The sequence below is a fragment of the Clavibacter tessellarius genome, from assembly GCF_001618005.1.
GTDB lineage: Bacteria > Actinomycetota > Actinomycetes > Actinomycetales > Microbacteriaceae > Clavibacter > Clavibacter tessellarius_A.
In genome coordinates this window covers 41,448-56,850 of sequence record NZ_LQXA01000053.1, presented here as the reverse complement: position 1 = coordinate 56,850, position 15,403 = coordinate 41,448, and the positions used below count along the sequence as shown (strand labels likewise).

Annotated in this window: 8 protein-coding genes; 3 read left to right on the top strand and 5 right to left on the bottom strand. The window is 74.4% G+C overall.

The genetic code is table 11. The features are described from left to right. Together mnmA and AWH51_RS14090 are read right to left on the bottom strand one after the other, a co-directional pair. A complete protein-coding gene (gene mnmA, locus AWH51_RS14095) occupies positions 1–1,164 on the bottom strand; it encodes a tRNA 2-thiouridine(34) synthase MnmA (RefSeq protein ID WP_175345533.1) in 1,164 nt (387 codons plus the stop codon). Further along, positions 1,161–2,366: a cysteine desulfurase family protein gene (locus AWH51_RS14090; protein ID WP_063072691.1), complete on the bottom strand. Its 1,206-nt coding sequence runs from the start codon at positions 2,364–2,366 to the stop codon at positions 1,161–1,163. The genes mnmA and AWH51_RS14090 overlap by 4 nt, the downstream gene beginning before the upstream one ends. A gap of 19 nt (positions 2,367–2,385) precedes the next feature. Here AWH51_RS14090 and AWH51_RS14085 point away from each other — a divergent pair, with 19 nt between their 5' ends. Next, positions 2,386–4,443 carry a glycogen debranching protein gene (locus AWH51_RS14085; RefSeq protein ID WP_254654592.1) on the top strand — a complete coding sequence of 686 codons (2,058 nt, stop codon included), beginning with the start codon at positions 2,386–2,388 and terminating at the stop codon, positions 4,441–4,443. A 60-nt stretch (positions 4,444–4,503) separates the two neighbouring features. Here AWH51_RS14085 and glgP read toward each other — a convergent pair whose 3' ends face one another. After that, on the bottom strand, positions 4,504–7,059 hold the full coding sequence (gene glgP / locus AWH51_RS14080) for an alpha-glucan family phosphorylase (protein ID WP_063072689.1): 2,556 nt from the start codon (positions 7,057–7,059) through the stop codon (positions 4,504–4,506). A gap of 581 nt (positions 7,060–7,640) precedes the next feature. Between glgP and AWH51_RS14075 the strand changes: the two genes are divergently transcribed. After that, positions 7,641–9,746, top strand: coding sequence for an alpha-1,4-glucan--maltose-1-phosphate maltosyltransferase (locus AWH51_RS14075; protein ID WP_254654598.1), 2,106 nt, complete (start codon positions 7,641–7,643; stop codon positions 9,744–9,746). Next, positions 9,743–12,331: a 1,4-alpha-glucan branching protein GlgB gene (gene glgB / locus AWH51_RS14070; RefSeq protein WP_063072688.1), complete on the top strand. Its 2,589-nt coding sequence runs from the start codon at positions 9,743–9,745 to the stop codon at positions 12,329–12,331. The genes AWH51_RS14075 and glgB overlap by 4 nt, the downstream gene beginning before the upstream one ends. A 77-nt stretch (positions 12,332–12,408) precedes the next feature. On the opposite strand, the gene AWH51_RS14065 is transcribed toward glgB, so the two are convergent. Further along, positions 12,409–13,395 (bottom strand): tetratricopeptide repeat protein, encoded by a 987-nt coding sequence (locus AWH51_RS14065; protein ID WP_063072687.1) that lies wholly within the window; start codon positions 13,393–13,395, stop codon positions 12,409–12,411. Beyond that, positions 13,392–15,242, bottom strand: a complete 1,851-nt coding sequence (locus tag AWH51_RS14060) for a hypothetical protein (RefSeq protein WP_063072686.1) — start codon at positions 15,240–15,242, stop codon at positions 13,392–13,394. Before AWH51_RS14060 ends, AWH51_RS14065 begins: the two co-directional genes overlap by 4 nt. Positions 15,243–15,403 lie beyond the last annotated feature (161 nt).

Here is a 15,403-nt window from a genome sequence, read left to right as displayed (position 1 = left end):
TCACTCCCCCGCGGCCGCGCCGGCGAGGGCCGTGTCGCGGATCGGCGGCCGTGCGTCGTCGACGGCGCTCACGGTGCGGTCGATGGTGACCTGGCCGAGCACGCGGGTGCCGGCGTAGACGACGGCGGTCTGCCCGGGGGCCACGCCGATGAGGTGCTCGCGGGGGGTGATCACGAGCTCGATCATGCCGTCGACCCCCGACACCCGGGCGCTGGCCGGCACCGGGTCGGCGTGCGCGCGGATCTGCACGTCGCAGTCGAACGGCTGGTCGGGTCGCGTGGGCGGCGTGCCCGCCCACGTGAAGGAGGATCCGGCGATCTCGCGGATCGCGAGCGCCTCCTGCGGGCCGACGACGACCGTGTTGTCCTTGGGCCGGATTTCCAGGACGAACCGCGGGCGGCCGTCGGGCGCCGGCGTGCCGATCGCGAGGCCCTTGCGCTGCCCGACCGTGAACGCCGCAGCGCCGGCGTGCGTGCCCACCACCGCGCCCCGGCCGTCGAGGATGTCGCCGGGCGCTGCTCCCACGCGGTCCGCGAGCCAGCCGCGGGTGTCGCCGTCGGGGATGAAGCAGATGTCGTGGCTGTCGGGCTTCTGCGCCACCTGGATCCCGCGCGCGGCGGCCTCGGCGCGCACCTCGGCCTTCGACGGCGTGGATCCCAGCGGGAAGTAGGAGTGCGCGATCTGCTCGGCCGTCAGCACGCCGAGCACGTACGACTGGTCCTTGGCCCACGCGGCCGCGCGATGCAGCTCGGGCTTCCCGTCCGGCCCCTCCAGCACGTCCGCGTAGTGGCCGGTGCAGACGGCGTCGAAGCCGAGGTCGAGGGCCTTCTCCAGGAGCGCGGCGAACTTGATCCGCTCGTTGCAGCGCATGCAGGGGTTCGGCGTGCGGCCGGCCTGGTACTCGGCCACGAAGTCGTCCACCACGTCGGCGGCGAAGCGCTCGGAGAAGTCCCACACGTAGAACGGGATGCCGAGGAGGTCGGCGGCGCGGCGCGCGTCCATGGAGTCCTCGATCGTGCAGCAGCCGCGGGATCCGGTGCGGAGCGTGCCCGGCATGCGGCTGAGGGCGAGGTGCACGCCCGTCACGTCGTGCCCGGCCTCGACGGCGCGGGCGGCGGCCACGGCGGAGTCGACTCCACCACTCATCGCTGCGAGGATCTTCACCCGCTGAGCCTACGCGCCGCGCGTCCCGCGAACCCCGCCCGGGAGGCCCGCGCGACGGCGTCGGGCAGGGCGGCCAGCAGCGCGTCGACGTCGGCGTCGGTCGTGGTGCGGCCGAGCGTGAAGCGGAGCGCTCCCCGGGCCTCGGACTCGGGGACGCCCATGCCGAGGAGCACGTGCGAGACCTCGGGGACGCCGGCCTGGCACGCGGATCCGGTGCTCACCGAGACGCCCGCCATGTCGAGGAGGAGCAGGAGCGAGTCGCCCTGGCAGCCGGCGAACGTGAGGTGCGCGTTGCCGGGGAGGCGGCCGGCCGGATCCGGGTCGCCGCGGAGGACGGCGCCCGGCACGTCGCGGAGCACCGTCTGCACGAGCCGGTCGCGGAGGGCGGCGAGGCGCACGCGCTCGGCGTCGAGCTCCGCGACCGCGAGCGTGACGGCGGCGGCGAACGCGACCGCGGAGGCGGCGTCCTGCGTGCCCGAGCGCACCTGCCGCTGCTGGCCGCCGCCGTGGATCTGCGCATCGACCGTCGCCTGCCGCGCGAGCACGAGCGCGCCGCTGCCGACGGGCCCGCCGACCTTGTGCGCCGAGACGCTGACCGCGGACACCCCCGCCTCGCGCCAGCGGCGGAACGGGACCGGCATGTGCCCGAGGGCGGCCACCGCGTCGACGTGCACCGGCACGCCGTGGGCAGCGGCGAGCGCCGCGAGCTCCTCCACGGGCTGGATCGTGCCGACCTCGTTGCTCGCGGCGAGGAGGGTGAGGAGGGAGACGGATCCGGGATCCGCGGCGAGCGCGGCGGCGACCGCGTCGACCCGGATGCGCCCGAGCGCGTCGATCGGCAGCCGCTCGACCACGGCGCCCCGCCGCTCGAGCCACTCCACCGTGTCGACCGTGGCGTGGTGCTCGCCGTCGGGCACGAGGATCCGCGTCCGCCGTGCGTCGGCGGCGACCCGGGCGCCGTGCAGCCCCTTGATCCCGAGGTTCACCGACTCGGTGCCGCCGGACGTGAGGATCACCTCGACCGCGTCGGCGTCGAGCGCGCGGGCGATGTCCTCGCGCGCCTGCTCGAGCACGCGTCGGGCCTCCTGGCCGTGCGAGTGGATGGAGGACGGGTTCCCCACGAGCGTGAGCGCGCCGGCGAGCGCCGCGATCGCCTCCGGCCGCATCGGGGTCGTCGCGGCGTGGTCGAGGTAGACCGTCATGCCCCCTACCCTAGGTCGCATGCCGCGCCCCGGACCGCCCGAGCCCCTGGGGCTGACGCTCCACGAGACCGGCGGCACGCTCCGCCTCGTGAGCCATGGCGCGTCCGCCGTGGAGCTCACCGTGTCCGCCGTCGACGACCCGCGCCGCGTCGCGCAGGTGGTCGCGATGGAGCGGGGCGATCACGGCGTCTGGACCGGGTGGAGCGAGCGGCTCGTCCCCGGCACCGCCTACTCGGTGCGCGTCGACGGGGACCCCGCGCCGGGCGACTCCTTCGACCCCACGCGCCACCTCATCGACCCGTACGCGCGCGGCCTCGTGCAGGTGGGGCCGGCCGCGTGGCGCTCGGTCGTCACGCGCGAGGTGCCTGCGGAGGAGCGCGCCGCCCGTCGGGCCGCCCGGCCGGCCGTGCCGCGCGACCGCCAGGTCGTGTACGAGCTGCACGTGCGCGGCTTCTCCAAGCTCGACGAGCGCGTCCCGGAGGAGCTGCGCGGCACCTACGCGGGGCTCGGCCACGCGGCGTCCGTCGACCGGCTCGTGGAGCTCGGCATCACGACGGTCGAGCTCCTGCCCGTGCACGCCTCCACGAGCGAGGAGCGGCTGCGCGCGCAGGGGCGCATCAACCACTGGGGATACAACACGCTCGCCTACCTCGCGCCGCACGCGCCCTACGCCACGCGCCGGGCGCGGGACGCCGGGGCCGACGCGGTGGCGGACGAGTTCCGCGCGATGGTGGACGCGCTGCACGCCGCCGGCGTCCAGGTCGTGCTCGACGTCGTCTACAACCACACCGCGGAGGAGGGCGCCGACGGCCCCGTCACGAGCCTCCGCGGCATCGACGGGTCCCGCTACTACCGGCACACGCCGGACGGCACGCCCATCGACGTGACCGGATGCGGCAACACGGTCGACCTGTCCCGGCCGGACGCGCAGCGCCTCGTGCTCGACTCGCTCGAGCACTGGTCCGACGTGATGGGCGTCGACGGCTTCCGCTTCGACCTCGCGGTGACGCTCGGCCGCGACGAGCGCGTCGACTTCGATCCAGAGCACCCGCTGCTCCGCGCCATCGTCGAGGACGAGGCGCTCCAGGGGCTTCTGATGATCGCCGAGCCGTGGGACGTGGGCATGGGCGGCTGGCGCACGGGCGGGTTCGGCTCCGGCTGGAGCGAGTGGAACGACGGCTACCGCGACGTGGTGCGCGACTTCTGGTTGACGGACGTCGCGGAGGCGCGTCGCACGGGTGGCGCGCCGCACGGCGTGGGCGCGCTCGCGTCCTGCCTCGCCGGATCCTCGGGCACCTTCGCCGCCGACCGCGGGCCGCTCGCGTCCGTCTCGTTCGTCACGGCGCACGACGGGTTCACGCTCGCCGACCTCACCTCCTACGACCACAAGCACAACAGCGGCAACGGGGAGTCGAACCGCGACGGGACCGACGCCAACCGGTCCTGGAACCACGGCGTGGAGGGGCCGACGCGCGATCCGGCCGTCCTCGCCGCGCGTCGCCGCACGTCGCGGAACCTGCTCGGCACCCTCCTCGTCTCCGCCGGCATCCCCATGATCACGATGGGCGACGAGCGGGGCCGCACCCAGCGCGGCAACAACAACGGCTACTGCCTCGACAACGCGGCGACCTGGCTGCATCGCGACGAGGACGCCTGGCGGCTCGACCTCGAGGCGACCACACGGCACCTCATCCGCATCCGCCGCGAGAACCCGGCGCTCCGTCCCGTCCGGTACGCCCAGCCCGACGTGCGCGTGCCGAGCGCGTCGGTGCTCGCCTGGCGCGACGCGGACGGCGCGCCCATGACGGACGCGGCCTGGGAGTCCGCGGGCACGCGCACGCTGCAGTGGATCACCACCTCGACGCCCGAGACCGAGGAGCCGAACACCGTCCTCGTCGTGGTGCACGGGCTGGAGACGACGGCGACCGTCACGCTGCCGGAGCACGACGGCGTCACGGCGTGGCGCCTCCTGTGGTCGAGCGCGTGGGAGCGCCCGGAGGCCGTCTCCGCGGACGATGCGCCCGGCGACCGCATCGAGGTGCGCGGCCCGGCGATGCGCATCTACCGCGCGGCCTGAGGCGGACGTCCGCCCGGACGGGGCCGCCTGCCGGGCGGCGACGGCCCCGCCCCCGCGCGCTCAGCCCGCGACCGCGACCAGCCCCGGCTCCGCGCTCGACGCGAGGAGCTCGTGCCGCGGCACCACGCGCACGGTGTAGCCGAAGGGACCCGCGGAGCGGAGCGGCACCGTGCCCACGTGCTCCTGCTGCCCTCCGGATCCGCCGACGGGTGCGAGCGCGTGCCGCACGACGTCCGTGAGCACGTCCCCCTCGCCGGTGCGCCCGTGCACGACCTCGACCGTCACGTCGTCCGCGTGGAGCCCGCCGAGGGCGACCCACGCGCGCACGCGCAGCTCGTCGCCGACCTGCGCCTGGGGACCCACGCCCTCCGACTCCACGTGCGCGACCTGCACCGACGGCCAGGCCGCCACGATGCGCCGTCGCCAGGCCGCGAGCTCCCGGGCCCGGGCGTGGTCGTCGGCCGCGACCATCCGCTGGGCGCGCCCCGCCGGGACGTACAGCCGCTCCACGTACTGCCGCACCATCCGGTCGGCGCTGAGCTCGGGCGAGAGCGTCTGCAGCGTGTGGCGGATGTCGTGCACCCAGCCCGCGGGCACGCCGTCCGCGTCGCGCTCGTAGAAGCGCGGCGCGATGCGGTTCTCGATGAGGTCGTACAGCGCCGTCGCCTCCATCGCGTCGCGCTCGGCGCCGTCGTGCGCGCGGTCCGCGGACGGGATCGCCCAGCCGTTGCCGCCGTCGAAGTACTCGTTCCACCAGCCGTCGAGGATCGACAGGTTGAGCGCCCCGTTGAGCGCCGCCTTCATCCCCGACGTGCCGCACGCCTCGAGCGGCCGCAGCGGGTTGTTGAGCCACACGTCGGTGCCCGGGTAGAGGAGCTGCGCCATGCCGATGTCGTAGTCGGGCAGGAACACGAGGCGCCCGCGGATCTCGGGCTCGGCCGCGAACCGCACCAGCTCCTGGATGAGGCGCTTGCCCTCGTCGTCCGCCGGGTGCGACTTGCCGGCCACCACGATCTGCACGGGCCGGTCGGGGTCGGTGAGGATGCGACGGAGGCGCTCCCGGTCGTGGAGCATGAGCGTCAGGCGCTTGTAGGTGGGCACGCGGCGGGCGAAGCCGATGGTGAGGACCTCGGGGTCGAGCACGTCCTCGAGCCACGACGGCTCGACGCCGCCCGGGTTCTGCTCGCGCCAGGCGCGCACGACGCGGCGGCGGGCGTCGGCGACGAGCTGGCGGCGCATCCGGCCGCGGACGTCCCACAGGTCTCCGTCGCTGACGGCCGGGGAGGACCAGTCGGCGCCCGTCGTGTCCGTGGTGCCGAGGCGCTCGCCCGCGAGCGACATGAGCATCGGATCCGTCCACGTGGGCGCGTGCACGCCGTTCGTGACGCTCGTGATCGGCACCTCCTCGGTGTCGAACCCCGGCCAGAGACCGGCGAACATGCCCCTGCTCACCTCGCCGTGCAGCTGCGAGACGCCGTTCGCGCGCTGCGCGAGGCGCAAGCCCATGAGCGCCATGTTGAACACGCCCGGATCGCCGCCGTCGTGCGCCTCCGCACCGAGCTCCAGCACGCGGTCGCGGGGCACGCCGGGCAGGAGGGCCTCGGTCACGTGCGCGCGGACCAGCTCGACGTCGAAGCGGTCGATGCCGGCGGGCACGGGAGTGTGCGTCGTGAACACGGTGCCCGCGCGCACGACCTGCAGCGCTTCGTCGAAGTCGAGGCCGTCGCCCATGAGCGCGGAGATCCGCTCGAGCCCGAGGAAGCCCGCGTGGCCCTCGTTCGTGTGGAAGACGCGCGGCACGGGCGATCCGGTGATGCGCGCGTGGGCGGCGATGGCGCGCACGCCGCCGATGCCGAGCAGCAGCTCCTGGTGCAGCCGGTGCTCGCCGCCGCCGCCGTAGAGCCGGTCCGTCACGCCGCGGAGGTCGTCGTCGTTCTCGGGCACGTCCGTGTCGAGGAGCAGCAGCGGGATCCGGCCGACGCGCGCCTGCCAGATCCGCGCGTGCAGCGTGCGGTCGGCCGGCAGACCGAGGGCGATCTGGACGGGCCGCCCGTCGGCGTCGCGGAGCACCTGGAGCGGCAGGCCGTCCGGGTCGAAGACGGGGTAGGTCTCCTGCTGCCAACCGTCGGAGGAGATCCCCTGGCGGAAGTAGCCGGAGCGGTAGAAGAGGCCGACGCCCACGAGCGGCACGCCGAGGTCGGATGCGCTCTTCAGGTGATCGCCCGCGAGGATGCCGAGGCCGCCCGAGTACTGCGGCAGCGCCGCGGCGATCCCGAACTCCGGCGAGAAGTAGCCGACGGCCTCGGGCACGTCGCCCGCGAGCGACTGGTACCACCGCGGCTGCTCGCAGTACGCGCGGAGGTCGGCCCTCTGCTCCTCCGCCCACGCGACGAAGCCCTCGTCGGCCGCGAGCTCGCGCAGCCGCTCCTGGTCGACCGCGCCGAGGAGCGCCACCGGGTCGTGCCCCGTGCCCTCCCACAGCTCCGGGCTGACATGCGCGAACACGCGACGCGTCGGCTCGTACCAGGACCACCGGAGGTTCCCGGCGAGCTCGTCCAGCGCGGACAGCTCCTCCGGGAGGACGGCACGGACGGTGAATCTGCGGATGGCCTTCACGGGACTCCCTCGGACCGGATCGGCGGCGAGAGGCACCCGCGCGCTCGGCCCCGAGCCTAGGGGCGCGGGGTGGACCGCACCAAGGTCCGCCGCCCGCGTGGACGGCGGCCGGACGCCGGGTGACGGGTCGGCGTCGGGCGTCCCTCCGGCGTCCTCCGGCGCCGCGGCGAGCGACAGCCGGAGGGCGCACGGGCTACGGTCGAACAGTGACCACACCCCAGGACGGACCCGATCCCCTCCCCCGCCCGGTGCGCGGCCGTGCGGCCCGCAAGGCCGCCAAGGCCCAGAAGGCCCAGGACGCCCAGCGCCCGCCCGCCCCGCGACCCCCGCTGATCCCCGAGGCGCCTGCCACGCCTGCCACGCCTGCCACGGTGCAGCCCGCCGCGGCCGAGGCCGCCGCCGTGCAGCCCGCCGCCGCCGAGGCCGCCGCCGTGCCCGCATCCGCTCCCGCCCCGCGTCACGCCGCCCCGGACGCCGAGGTCGACGCCAAGCCGGTCGCCGACGCCGAGCAGCTCGACCCGTCGGAGCCGCACGACCCGGCGGACCCGCACGACCCGGCGGAGCACGTCGCGACGACGGTCGTGGAGGCCCCGGCCGCCGAGCCCGCGACCACCCCCGAGACGGCCGAGCCCGCGGCGCCGGCCACCACCCCCGAGACGGCCGAGCCCACGGACGACTACGTCCCCGTCATCGGCCGCATCCCGATCCTGTCGCTCACCCCGCAGATCGAGGACGACCTCTGGCCCGCCAAGAGCTTCGTCCACGACGTCGTGCCCTTCGGCGCGACGGTCTTCCGCGAGGGCCACGATCTCATCGGCGCCGACGTCCTGCTCACCGACCCGTCGGGCGCCGTGACCGCGCACCGCATGTCGCTCGACGCCACGAAGCCCGGCCTCGACCGCTGGATCACGACCGCCCAGCTCGAGACGCAGGGCGTCTGGACCTGGCGCGTCAGCGCGTGGTCCGACGACTTCGGCACCTGGCTGCACAACGCGGAGATCAAGGTCCCCGCGGGCCTCGACGTCGACGTGATGCTCGCCCTCGGCGCCGAGCTCCTCGAGCGCGCCGCCGCGGACGCCGAGCGCGCCGACGACGACCGCGCGGTCCTCCGGGAGGCGCTCGCGGGGATCGCCGACGCCGGCCTCTCCCCCGCCGAGCGCCTCGCCGCCGCCACCTCCCCCGAGGTGCACGCCGCGATCGACCGGATCCCGGTCCGCAGCCTCATCACCCTCTCGCCCGAGCGCACGATCGTCGTCGAGCGCGAGCGCGCCGCCGTCGGCTCCTGGTACGAGTTCTTCCCGCGCTCCGAGGGCGCCGTCCAGCACGAGGACGGCTCCTGGACGAGCGGCACGTTCGCCACCGCCGCGCGCCGCCTCCCCGCGATCCGCGACATGGGCTTCGACGTGGTCTACATCCCGCCGGTGCACCCCATCGGCCGCACCAACCGCAAGGGCCCGAACAACACGCTCACGGCGGGACCGCACGACCCCGGCTCGCCCTACGGCATCGGCTCCGAGGACGGCGGCCACGACAGCATCCACCCCGAGCTCGGCACGGCCGACGACTTCCGCGAGTTCGTGCGGGCCGTCGCGGACCACGGCATGGAGCTCGCGATCGACATCGCGCTGCAGGCCTCGCCCGACCACCCGTGGGTCACGACGCACCCGGAGCTGTTCACGACGCTCCCCGACGGCTCGATCGCGTTCGCGGAGAACCCGCCGAAGAAGTACCAGGACATCTATCCCCTGAACTTCGACAACGACCCGGAGGGGTCGTACCGGGAGATGCTCCGCGTCATGCGCGTGTGGCTCGGGCTCGGCGTGAAGATCTTCCGCGTCGACAACCCGCACACCAAGCCGCTCGTGTTCTGGGAGCGCCTCATCCACCAGGTGATGCGCGACGAGCCCGACGCCATTTTCCTCAGCGAGGCCTTCACGCGCCCCGCGATGATGCGCACGCTCGCCAAGATCGGGTTCCAGCAGTCGTACACGTACTTCACCTGGCGGAACACGAAGCAGGAGCTCGAGGAGTACCTCACCGAGGTCAGCCACGAGACGAGCGACTACCTGCGCCCGAACTTCTTCGCGAACACGCACGACATCCTCACGCCCTACCTGCAGTTCGGCGGGCGTGCCGCGTACCGGATCCGCGCCGCCATCGCCGCGACCGCGTCGCCCTCGTGGGGCATCTACTCGGGCTACGAGCTGATCGAGAACGTCGCGCGCCCCGGTGCCGAGGAGAACATCGACAACGAGAAGTACGAGTACAAGCCGCGCGACTGGGCCCGCCAGGAGGAGCTCGGCGGATCCATCGCGCCGGAGATCACGCGCCTCAACGAGATCCGCCGCCAGCACCCCGCCCTCCGCCAGCTGCGGAACCTCGACGTGCACTGGAGCGACGACGACTCGATCCTCGTCTACTCCAAGCACCTCGCGGCCGAGCACACCGGCACGGGCGAGGCCGACACGATCCTCGTGGTGGCCAACGTCGACCCGCACTCCGCGCGCGAGACCCAGGTGCACCTCGACCCCACCCGCTGGGGTCTCGCCGAGGACGCCGTGTTCGACGTCGAGGACCTCCTCACGGGCGACGTCTACACGTGGTCGACCTCCAACTTCGTCCGGCTCGACGCGTTCACGCACCCCGTGCACGTGTTCCGGGTCCACCCGACCGCATCGAAGGGATGACGGACATGACCGACACCACCCCCCAGCAGGACCCGAGGGACGGCGCCGACGTCGCCGTGCCGACCGCCGCCGAGACGCACCCCGAGGCCGGTGCCGACGTGGTCGTGCCCCCGGCCGGAGGCGACGCGCCCGCCGCGGACGCGCCTGCCGCATCCGACGCGGGCACCCCCGCGGCCTCGTCCGACCCGATCCGCCTGCCCGAGGTCTCCGGCCTCGACCTGCGCGCGATCGCCGAGGGCGTCCACTCCGGACCGCACTCGGTCCTCGGCCAGCACCCCGTCTCCGTCGACGGCGTCTCGGACGACCTCGTGGTCGTCCGGGCCCTCCGCCCGCTCGCCGAGGGCGTCTCCGTCATCCTCTCCACCGGGGCCCGCGTGGAGCTCGCCCACCTCGGCCACGGCGTCTGGCAGGGCGCGCACGTGCTCGGCCTGCAGGACTACCGGGTCGAGGCACGGTACGGCGACGGCGGCACCTGGACCGCCGAGGACCCGTACCGGTTCCTGCCGACGGTCGGCGACCTCGACCTGTACCTCTTCGGCGAGGGCCGCCACGAGCGCCTCTGGGACGTCCTCGGCGCGCAGCACCGCGAGCACTGGGGCGTCGCGCGCACCTACGTCGGCGTCTCCTTCGCCGTGTGGGCGCCGCACGCGCGCGCCGTCCGCGTCATCGGCGGGTTCAACGGCTGGGACGGCGTGCAGCACGCGATGCGCCGCCTCGACGGCAACGGCGTCTGGGAGCTCTTCGTGCCGGGCGTCGAGCCCGGCGTCTCGTACAAGTTCGAGATCCTCACGCAGGCCGGGCACTGGATCGAGAAGGCCGATCCCATGGCCCGCATGACCGAGGTCCCGCCGGCCACCGCATCGCGCGTCGAGACCAGCCACCACGTCTGGGACGACGCCGCCTGGCTGGAGGAGCGCGCCGCGCGCGACCCGCACGACTCCCCCATGAGCGTGTACGAGATGCACCTCGGATCCTGGCGCCCGGGCCTCGGCTACCGCGAGGTCGCCGGCGAGCTCGTCGCCTACCTGCAGGAGCTGCACTACACGCACGTGGAGTTCCTGCCGCTCGCGGAGCACCCGTTCGGCGGGTCCTGGGGCTACCAGGTGTCCGGCTACTACGCGCCCACCTCGCGCTTCGGCAGCCCGGACGACCTCAAGTTCCTCATCGACTCGCTGCACCAGGCCGGCATCGGCGTCATCGTGGACTGGGTCCCGGCGCACTTCCCCAAGGACGCGTTCGCGCTGGCGCAGTTCGACGGCCAGCCGCTCTACGAGCACACCGACCCGCGGCGCGGCGAGCAGCAGGACTGGGGCACCCTCGTCTTCGACTTCGGCCACTCGCAGGTCCGCAACTTCCTCGTCGCGAACGCGCTGTACTGGTTCGAGGAGTTCCACATCGACGGCCTCCGGGTCGACGCCGTGGCCTCGATGCTGTACCTCGACTACTCCCGCGAGGAGGGCCAGTGGCTGCCGAACGTGCACGGCGGCCGCGAGAACCTCGAGGCGATCTCGTTCCTCCAGGAGGTCAACGCCACCGCGTACCGCACGCACCCCGGCATCGTGATGATCGCCGAGGAGTCGACGAGCTTCCCCGGCGTCACGCGCCCCACGAGCGACGGCGGCCTCGGCTTCGGGCTCAAGTGGAACATGGGCTGGATGCACGACTCGCTCGACTACGCGGCCGTCGACCCGATGTACCGCGCTCACCACCACGGCCAGATCACGTTCTCGATGGTCTACGCGTACACGGAGAACTTCCTCCTCCCCATCAGCCACGACGAGGTCGTGCACGGGAAGGGCTCGCTCGTCGGCAAGATGCCGGGCGACCACTGGCAGAAGCTCGCCAACGTGCGCGCCTACCTCAGCTTCATGTGGTCGCACCCCGGCAAGCAGCTGCTGTTCATGGGCCAGGAGTTCGGCCAGCCGTCCGAGTGGAGCGAGGAGCGCGGGCTCGACTGGTGGATCCTCGACCAGCCCGTGCACCGCGCCCTGTTCGACCTCGTCGGCTCCCTCAACCGCACCTACGTCGACACCCCCGCGCTCTGGGCGCTCGACAACGACCCGGCGGGCTTCGAGTGGATCGACGCGGGCGACGCCGAGCGCAACGTGCTCGCGTTCCTCCGCCGCGACCGGGAGGGCAACCAGGTCGCCGTCGTGCACAACTTCTCCGGTGCGCCCATCTCGGGCTATCGGCTGGGGCTGCCGCAGGCGGGCGTGTGGGAGGAGATCCTCAACACGGACGCCGAGCAGTTCGGCGGATCCGGCGTGGGCAACCTCGGCGCCGTCCACGCGGGCGACGACGGCTGGCACGGTCGGCCCGCCTCGGCGGAGCTGACGCTGCCGCCGCTGGCCGGCCTCTGGCTGCGGCTCAAGCAGGATCCGGAAGACCTCACGCCCGTCGAGGTGCCCGCGCACCACGCGCCGGACGCGGACGAGTCGCGCGTCGACGGCACGCCGTTCGGGGACGCGGCCGACGTGCCCGTGCTCCCGCAGTCGCCCGACGCGCAGCCGCCCGCGGAGGGGCTGTCCGCGACCGACGACGCGCCCGGCTCCGACGACGGCACGCCGCGGGTGCCCACGGTCTGATCCCGACCCGACCCGCACGACGACGACGGCGCCGCCCCCTCGGGGTGCGGCGCCGTCGTGGTCCGTGCGGATGCGCGTCAGTAGAGCAGGCGCGTGAGCCGGCGGCGGGCGACCGCGACGCGCGGATCCTCGAGCCCGACGACCTCGAAGTGCTCCAGGAGGCGCTGGCGGATGGTCGCGCGCCCCGCGGCGTCCGCGGACGGGAAGAGCTCGAGCAGGCGCGCGAACGCGTCCTCCACGTGCCCGCCGGACAGGTCGAGGTCGGCGACGAGCAGCTGCGCGTCGACGTCGCCCGGGGCGGCCGCGGCGGCGCTGCGGATCTCGTCCGCGGTCGTCCCGTCGAGGCGGTGCAGGAGGTTGACCTGCGCGAGGCCGGCGACCGCGAGCGCGTCGCGCGGGTTCTGCGCGATGGCGGTGCGGTACTCCGCAGCCGCCGACGCGTAGTCGCCCTGCTCGATGAACGCGTAGGCCTCCGCGTGGTGCGGGGGCAGCGGCTCCTCGACCGGCGCCGCCGGGGCGGCGGACGCATCGGGCGCGACGGCCGTGCCGGTCACCCCGTTCTGCTGCGCGAGCTCCAGCACCTGCTGGAGGACGTCGCGCACCTGGTCCTCGGGGATCACGCCGGCGAACAGGCCAACGGGCCGACCGCCGATGAGCGCCGCGACCGTGGGCACGGACTGCGCCTGGAACGCCTGGCCCAGCTGCGGGCTCTGGTCGACGTCGATCCGGACGAGCAGCACGCGCCCCGCCTGCTCGGTGATGATCCGCTCGAGCACGGGCGAGAGCTCGCGGCTGCTCGCGAGCCCCGTCGACACCAGCTCGACGACGACGGGCACGACCGACGAGATGTCGAGGAACTGCGTGAACGACGCGTCGTCCGCGGCGAGCACGAGTCCCGGGACGTCCACCGTCTGCGGCGAGGCCGGCGCGCCGGCAGGAGCACCGGGTGCGCCGGGCGCGCCACCGGCGGGCGCGGCACCCGCCGGGGCCTGCGCGCGGTTCACGAGGGACGAGAGGTCGACGGCGCCGCGGAGGCTGGCGGCGGAGGGGGGCACGTTCGTCATGGGAGCTCCTTGGCCGAGGTGATGTGGGTGCTGGAGGCGTAGAGGCGGATCTTCTCCCCCGAGTTCACGGGGGGCACGTACATGAGCATCTGCGCCGTGCGGACGGTGTCGAAGCCCTTCGCGGAGTCGGTGAGCCCGGTGATGGCCTGCACCTCCGGGTTCGCGTTGACCTTGGCGCCCTGGGCGGTCGGCTTCGCGACGATGCCGAGCTTCACGGTGACGCTCACGAGCGCGCCGGACTCGACGGTCGACATGGCGACGGGCGTCGCGGAGTCGGCCGCGGCCGAGAACTCCACCGAGCCGGTCTCGCCGATCGAGGCCGGGAAGTCGACCTTGCGCTTGGCGTCCTGCGCGCGGACGCCGTCGTCTGTCGCGTCGAAGAGGGACGCGAACTCGCTCTGGTCGCCCTTGTTCAGCAGGTCCGCGTACGCGGCGGAGAGCTGGTCCGGCTGGACCGCGAGCAGCTTCACGTCGGGCGCGAGCCGTGCGGCGCCGATCGCGGCGGGCGCCACGTCCGGCAGCGCCGCCGTGGTGGAGATGGGCATGGCGTACAGCACGCGGTAGTTCTCCCGCGGGCTCGTCTGCACGAGCGTGAGCGAGAGGGTCGGCGCGTCGTCCGCGTCCGGGTTCTTCACCACGGCGGCGATCGTGCGGGGCCAGGCGACGGTCGCCTGCGGCAGCGTGAGCTGGAGGTCGCCGGCGGGGATGGCGGGGACGGCCGCGATGTCGGGCTTCGCCTTCCGCACCTGGTAGTCGGACGTGCGCTCCTGGAGGGCGGGGCCCGCGAAGCGCGGGGACAGCTGGCCGGCGTCGAGCGCCTGGTCGGCCGCGGTTGCGACCGCGGAGACGCGCGAGACGATGCGCGCGGCCTGGTCGTCGGTGACGACGGGCGGATCCGCGTCCTCGGCCTCGCGCGCGGCGTCGAGCGAGGATGTGGGGGTCGGCGTCGGGGTGGACGCGGCACCGGCCGTGAGCGCGGCGGGCGCCCCCGTGGTCGTGCAGCCGCTCAGAGCGAGGCCGGTGACGACGAGGACGGGCAGGGCGATCATGCTGCGACGACCGCGTCGCGGGGCGGGCGGGGCGGCGCCCGTGCCTGCGGTGAGCGCGGCACGGCGGGCGGCCGGGCCGATGCGCGGGATGCGGGGGCCGCCGCGCGGCGGCAGGTTGCGGCGCGGGCCGCGGCTGCGGCGGAGGTGGCGGATGGCGAGGAGGTAGAGCACGAGGCCCACGATCAGCAGGACGATGCCGCCGATCACGAGCGGGAGGACCCATGGTGACTCGCCCTCGGAGGGCCAGGACAGCGTGACCTCCGCGGGGGCCGCCGCCGTGCCGTCCGCGGCGAGCAGGACGCTGACGTCGTCGGGGAGGCGCGTGCTGAGCGACAGCTCGCCCTGGCCGGTCTCCTCGGAGAGCCAGAGGTCGGATCCGCGCGGGTCCGTGACGGCGGAGGTGACGGTCGCGGGCGTGCCCGAGCCGCCCTCCGGCGCGGGCGAGCTGCTGGGCGCGGGCGTCGGAGTGGCGGCCGCGGGTTCGACGACCTCGCTGGTCAGGGCCCCGGTCTCGTCCATCGCGATGCGCGTGTAGGGGCTGGTGCCCACCCACGCCTCGACGTCGGTCGTGGGGCCGTACGCGGCGAAGACCTCGCCGTCGCCGCGGGCGACGGTGTCCTGCAGGCCGGGGTGCGCGTTGAGCGTCTTCCCGCTGATGACCGTGTAGGCCGCGCCCCCGGCGGAGGACGTCGACGCGGTGATGCGGTCGGGTCCGGCCAGGAAGGTGTGCTGGGCGACCCCCAGGCCGATCATGAGGGCGGCGACCACGAAGGTCGCGATCGCCAGGACGAATCGCACGGGTGTCTCCTCTCGTGTCGTCGCGGGCGGCTGCGGTGATGGGCGGCGGCCGGCTCGGCGACCGCGGCGGCCGACGAGCGCGATGCCCGGGCGACGCTCCGCCGACATGCGGGCGGGCGGCGGCGGACGACGACATCGAAGGATACCGGACGACCCTGGGA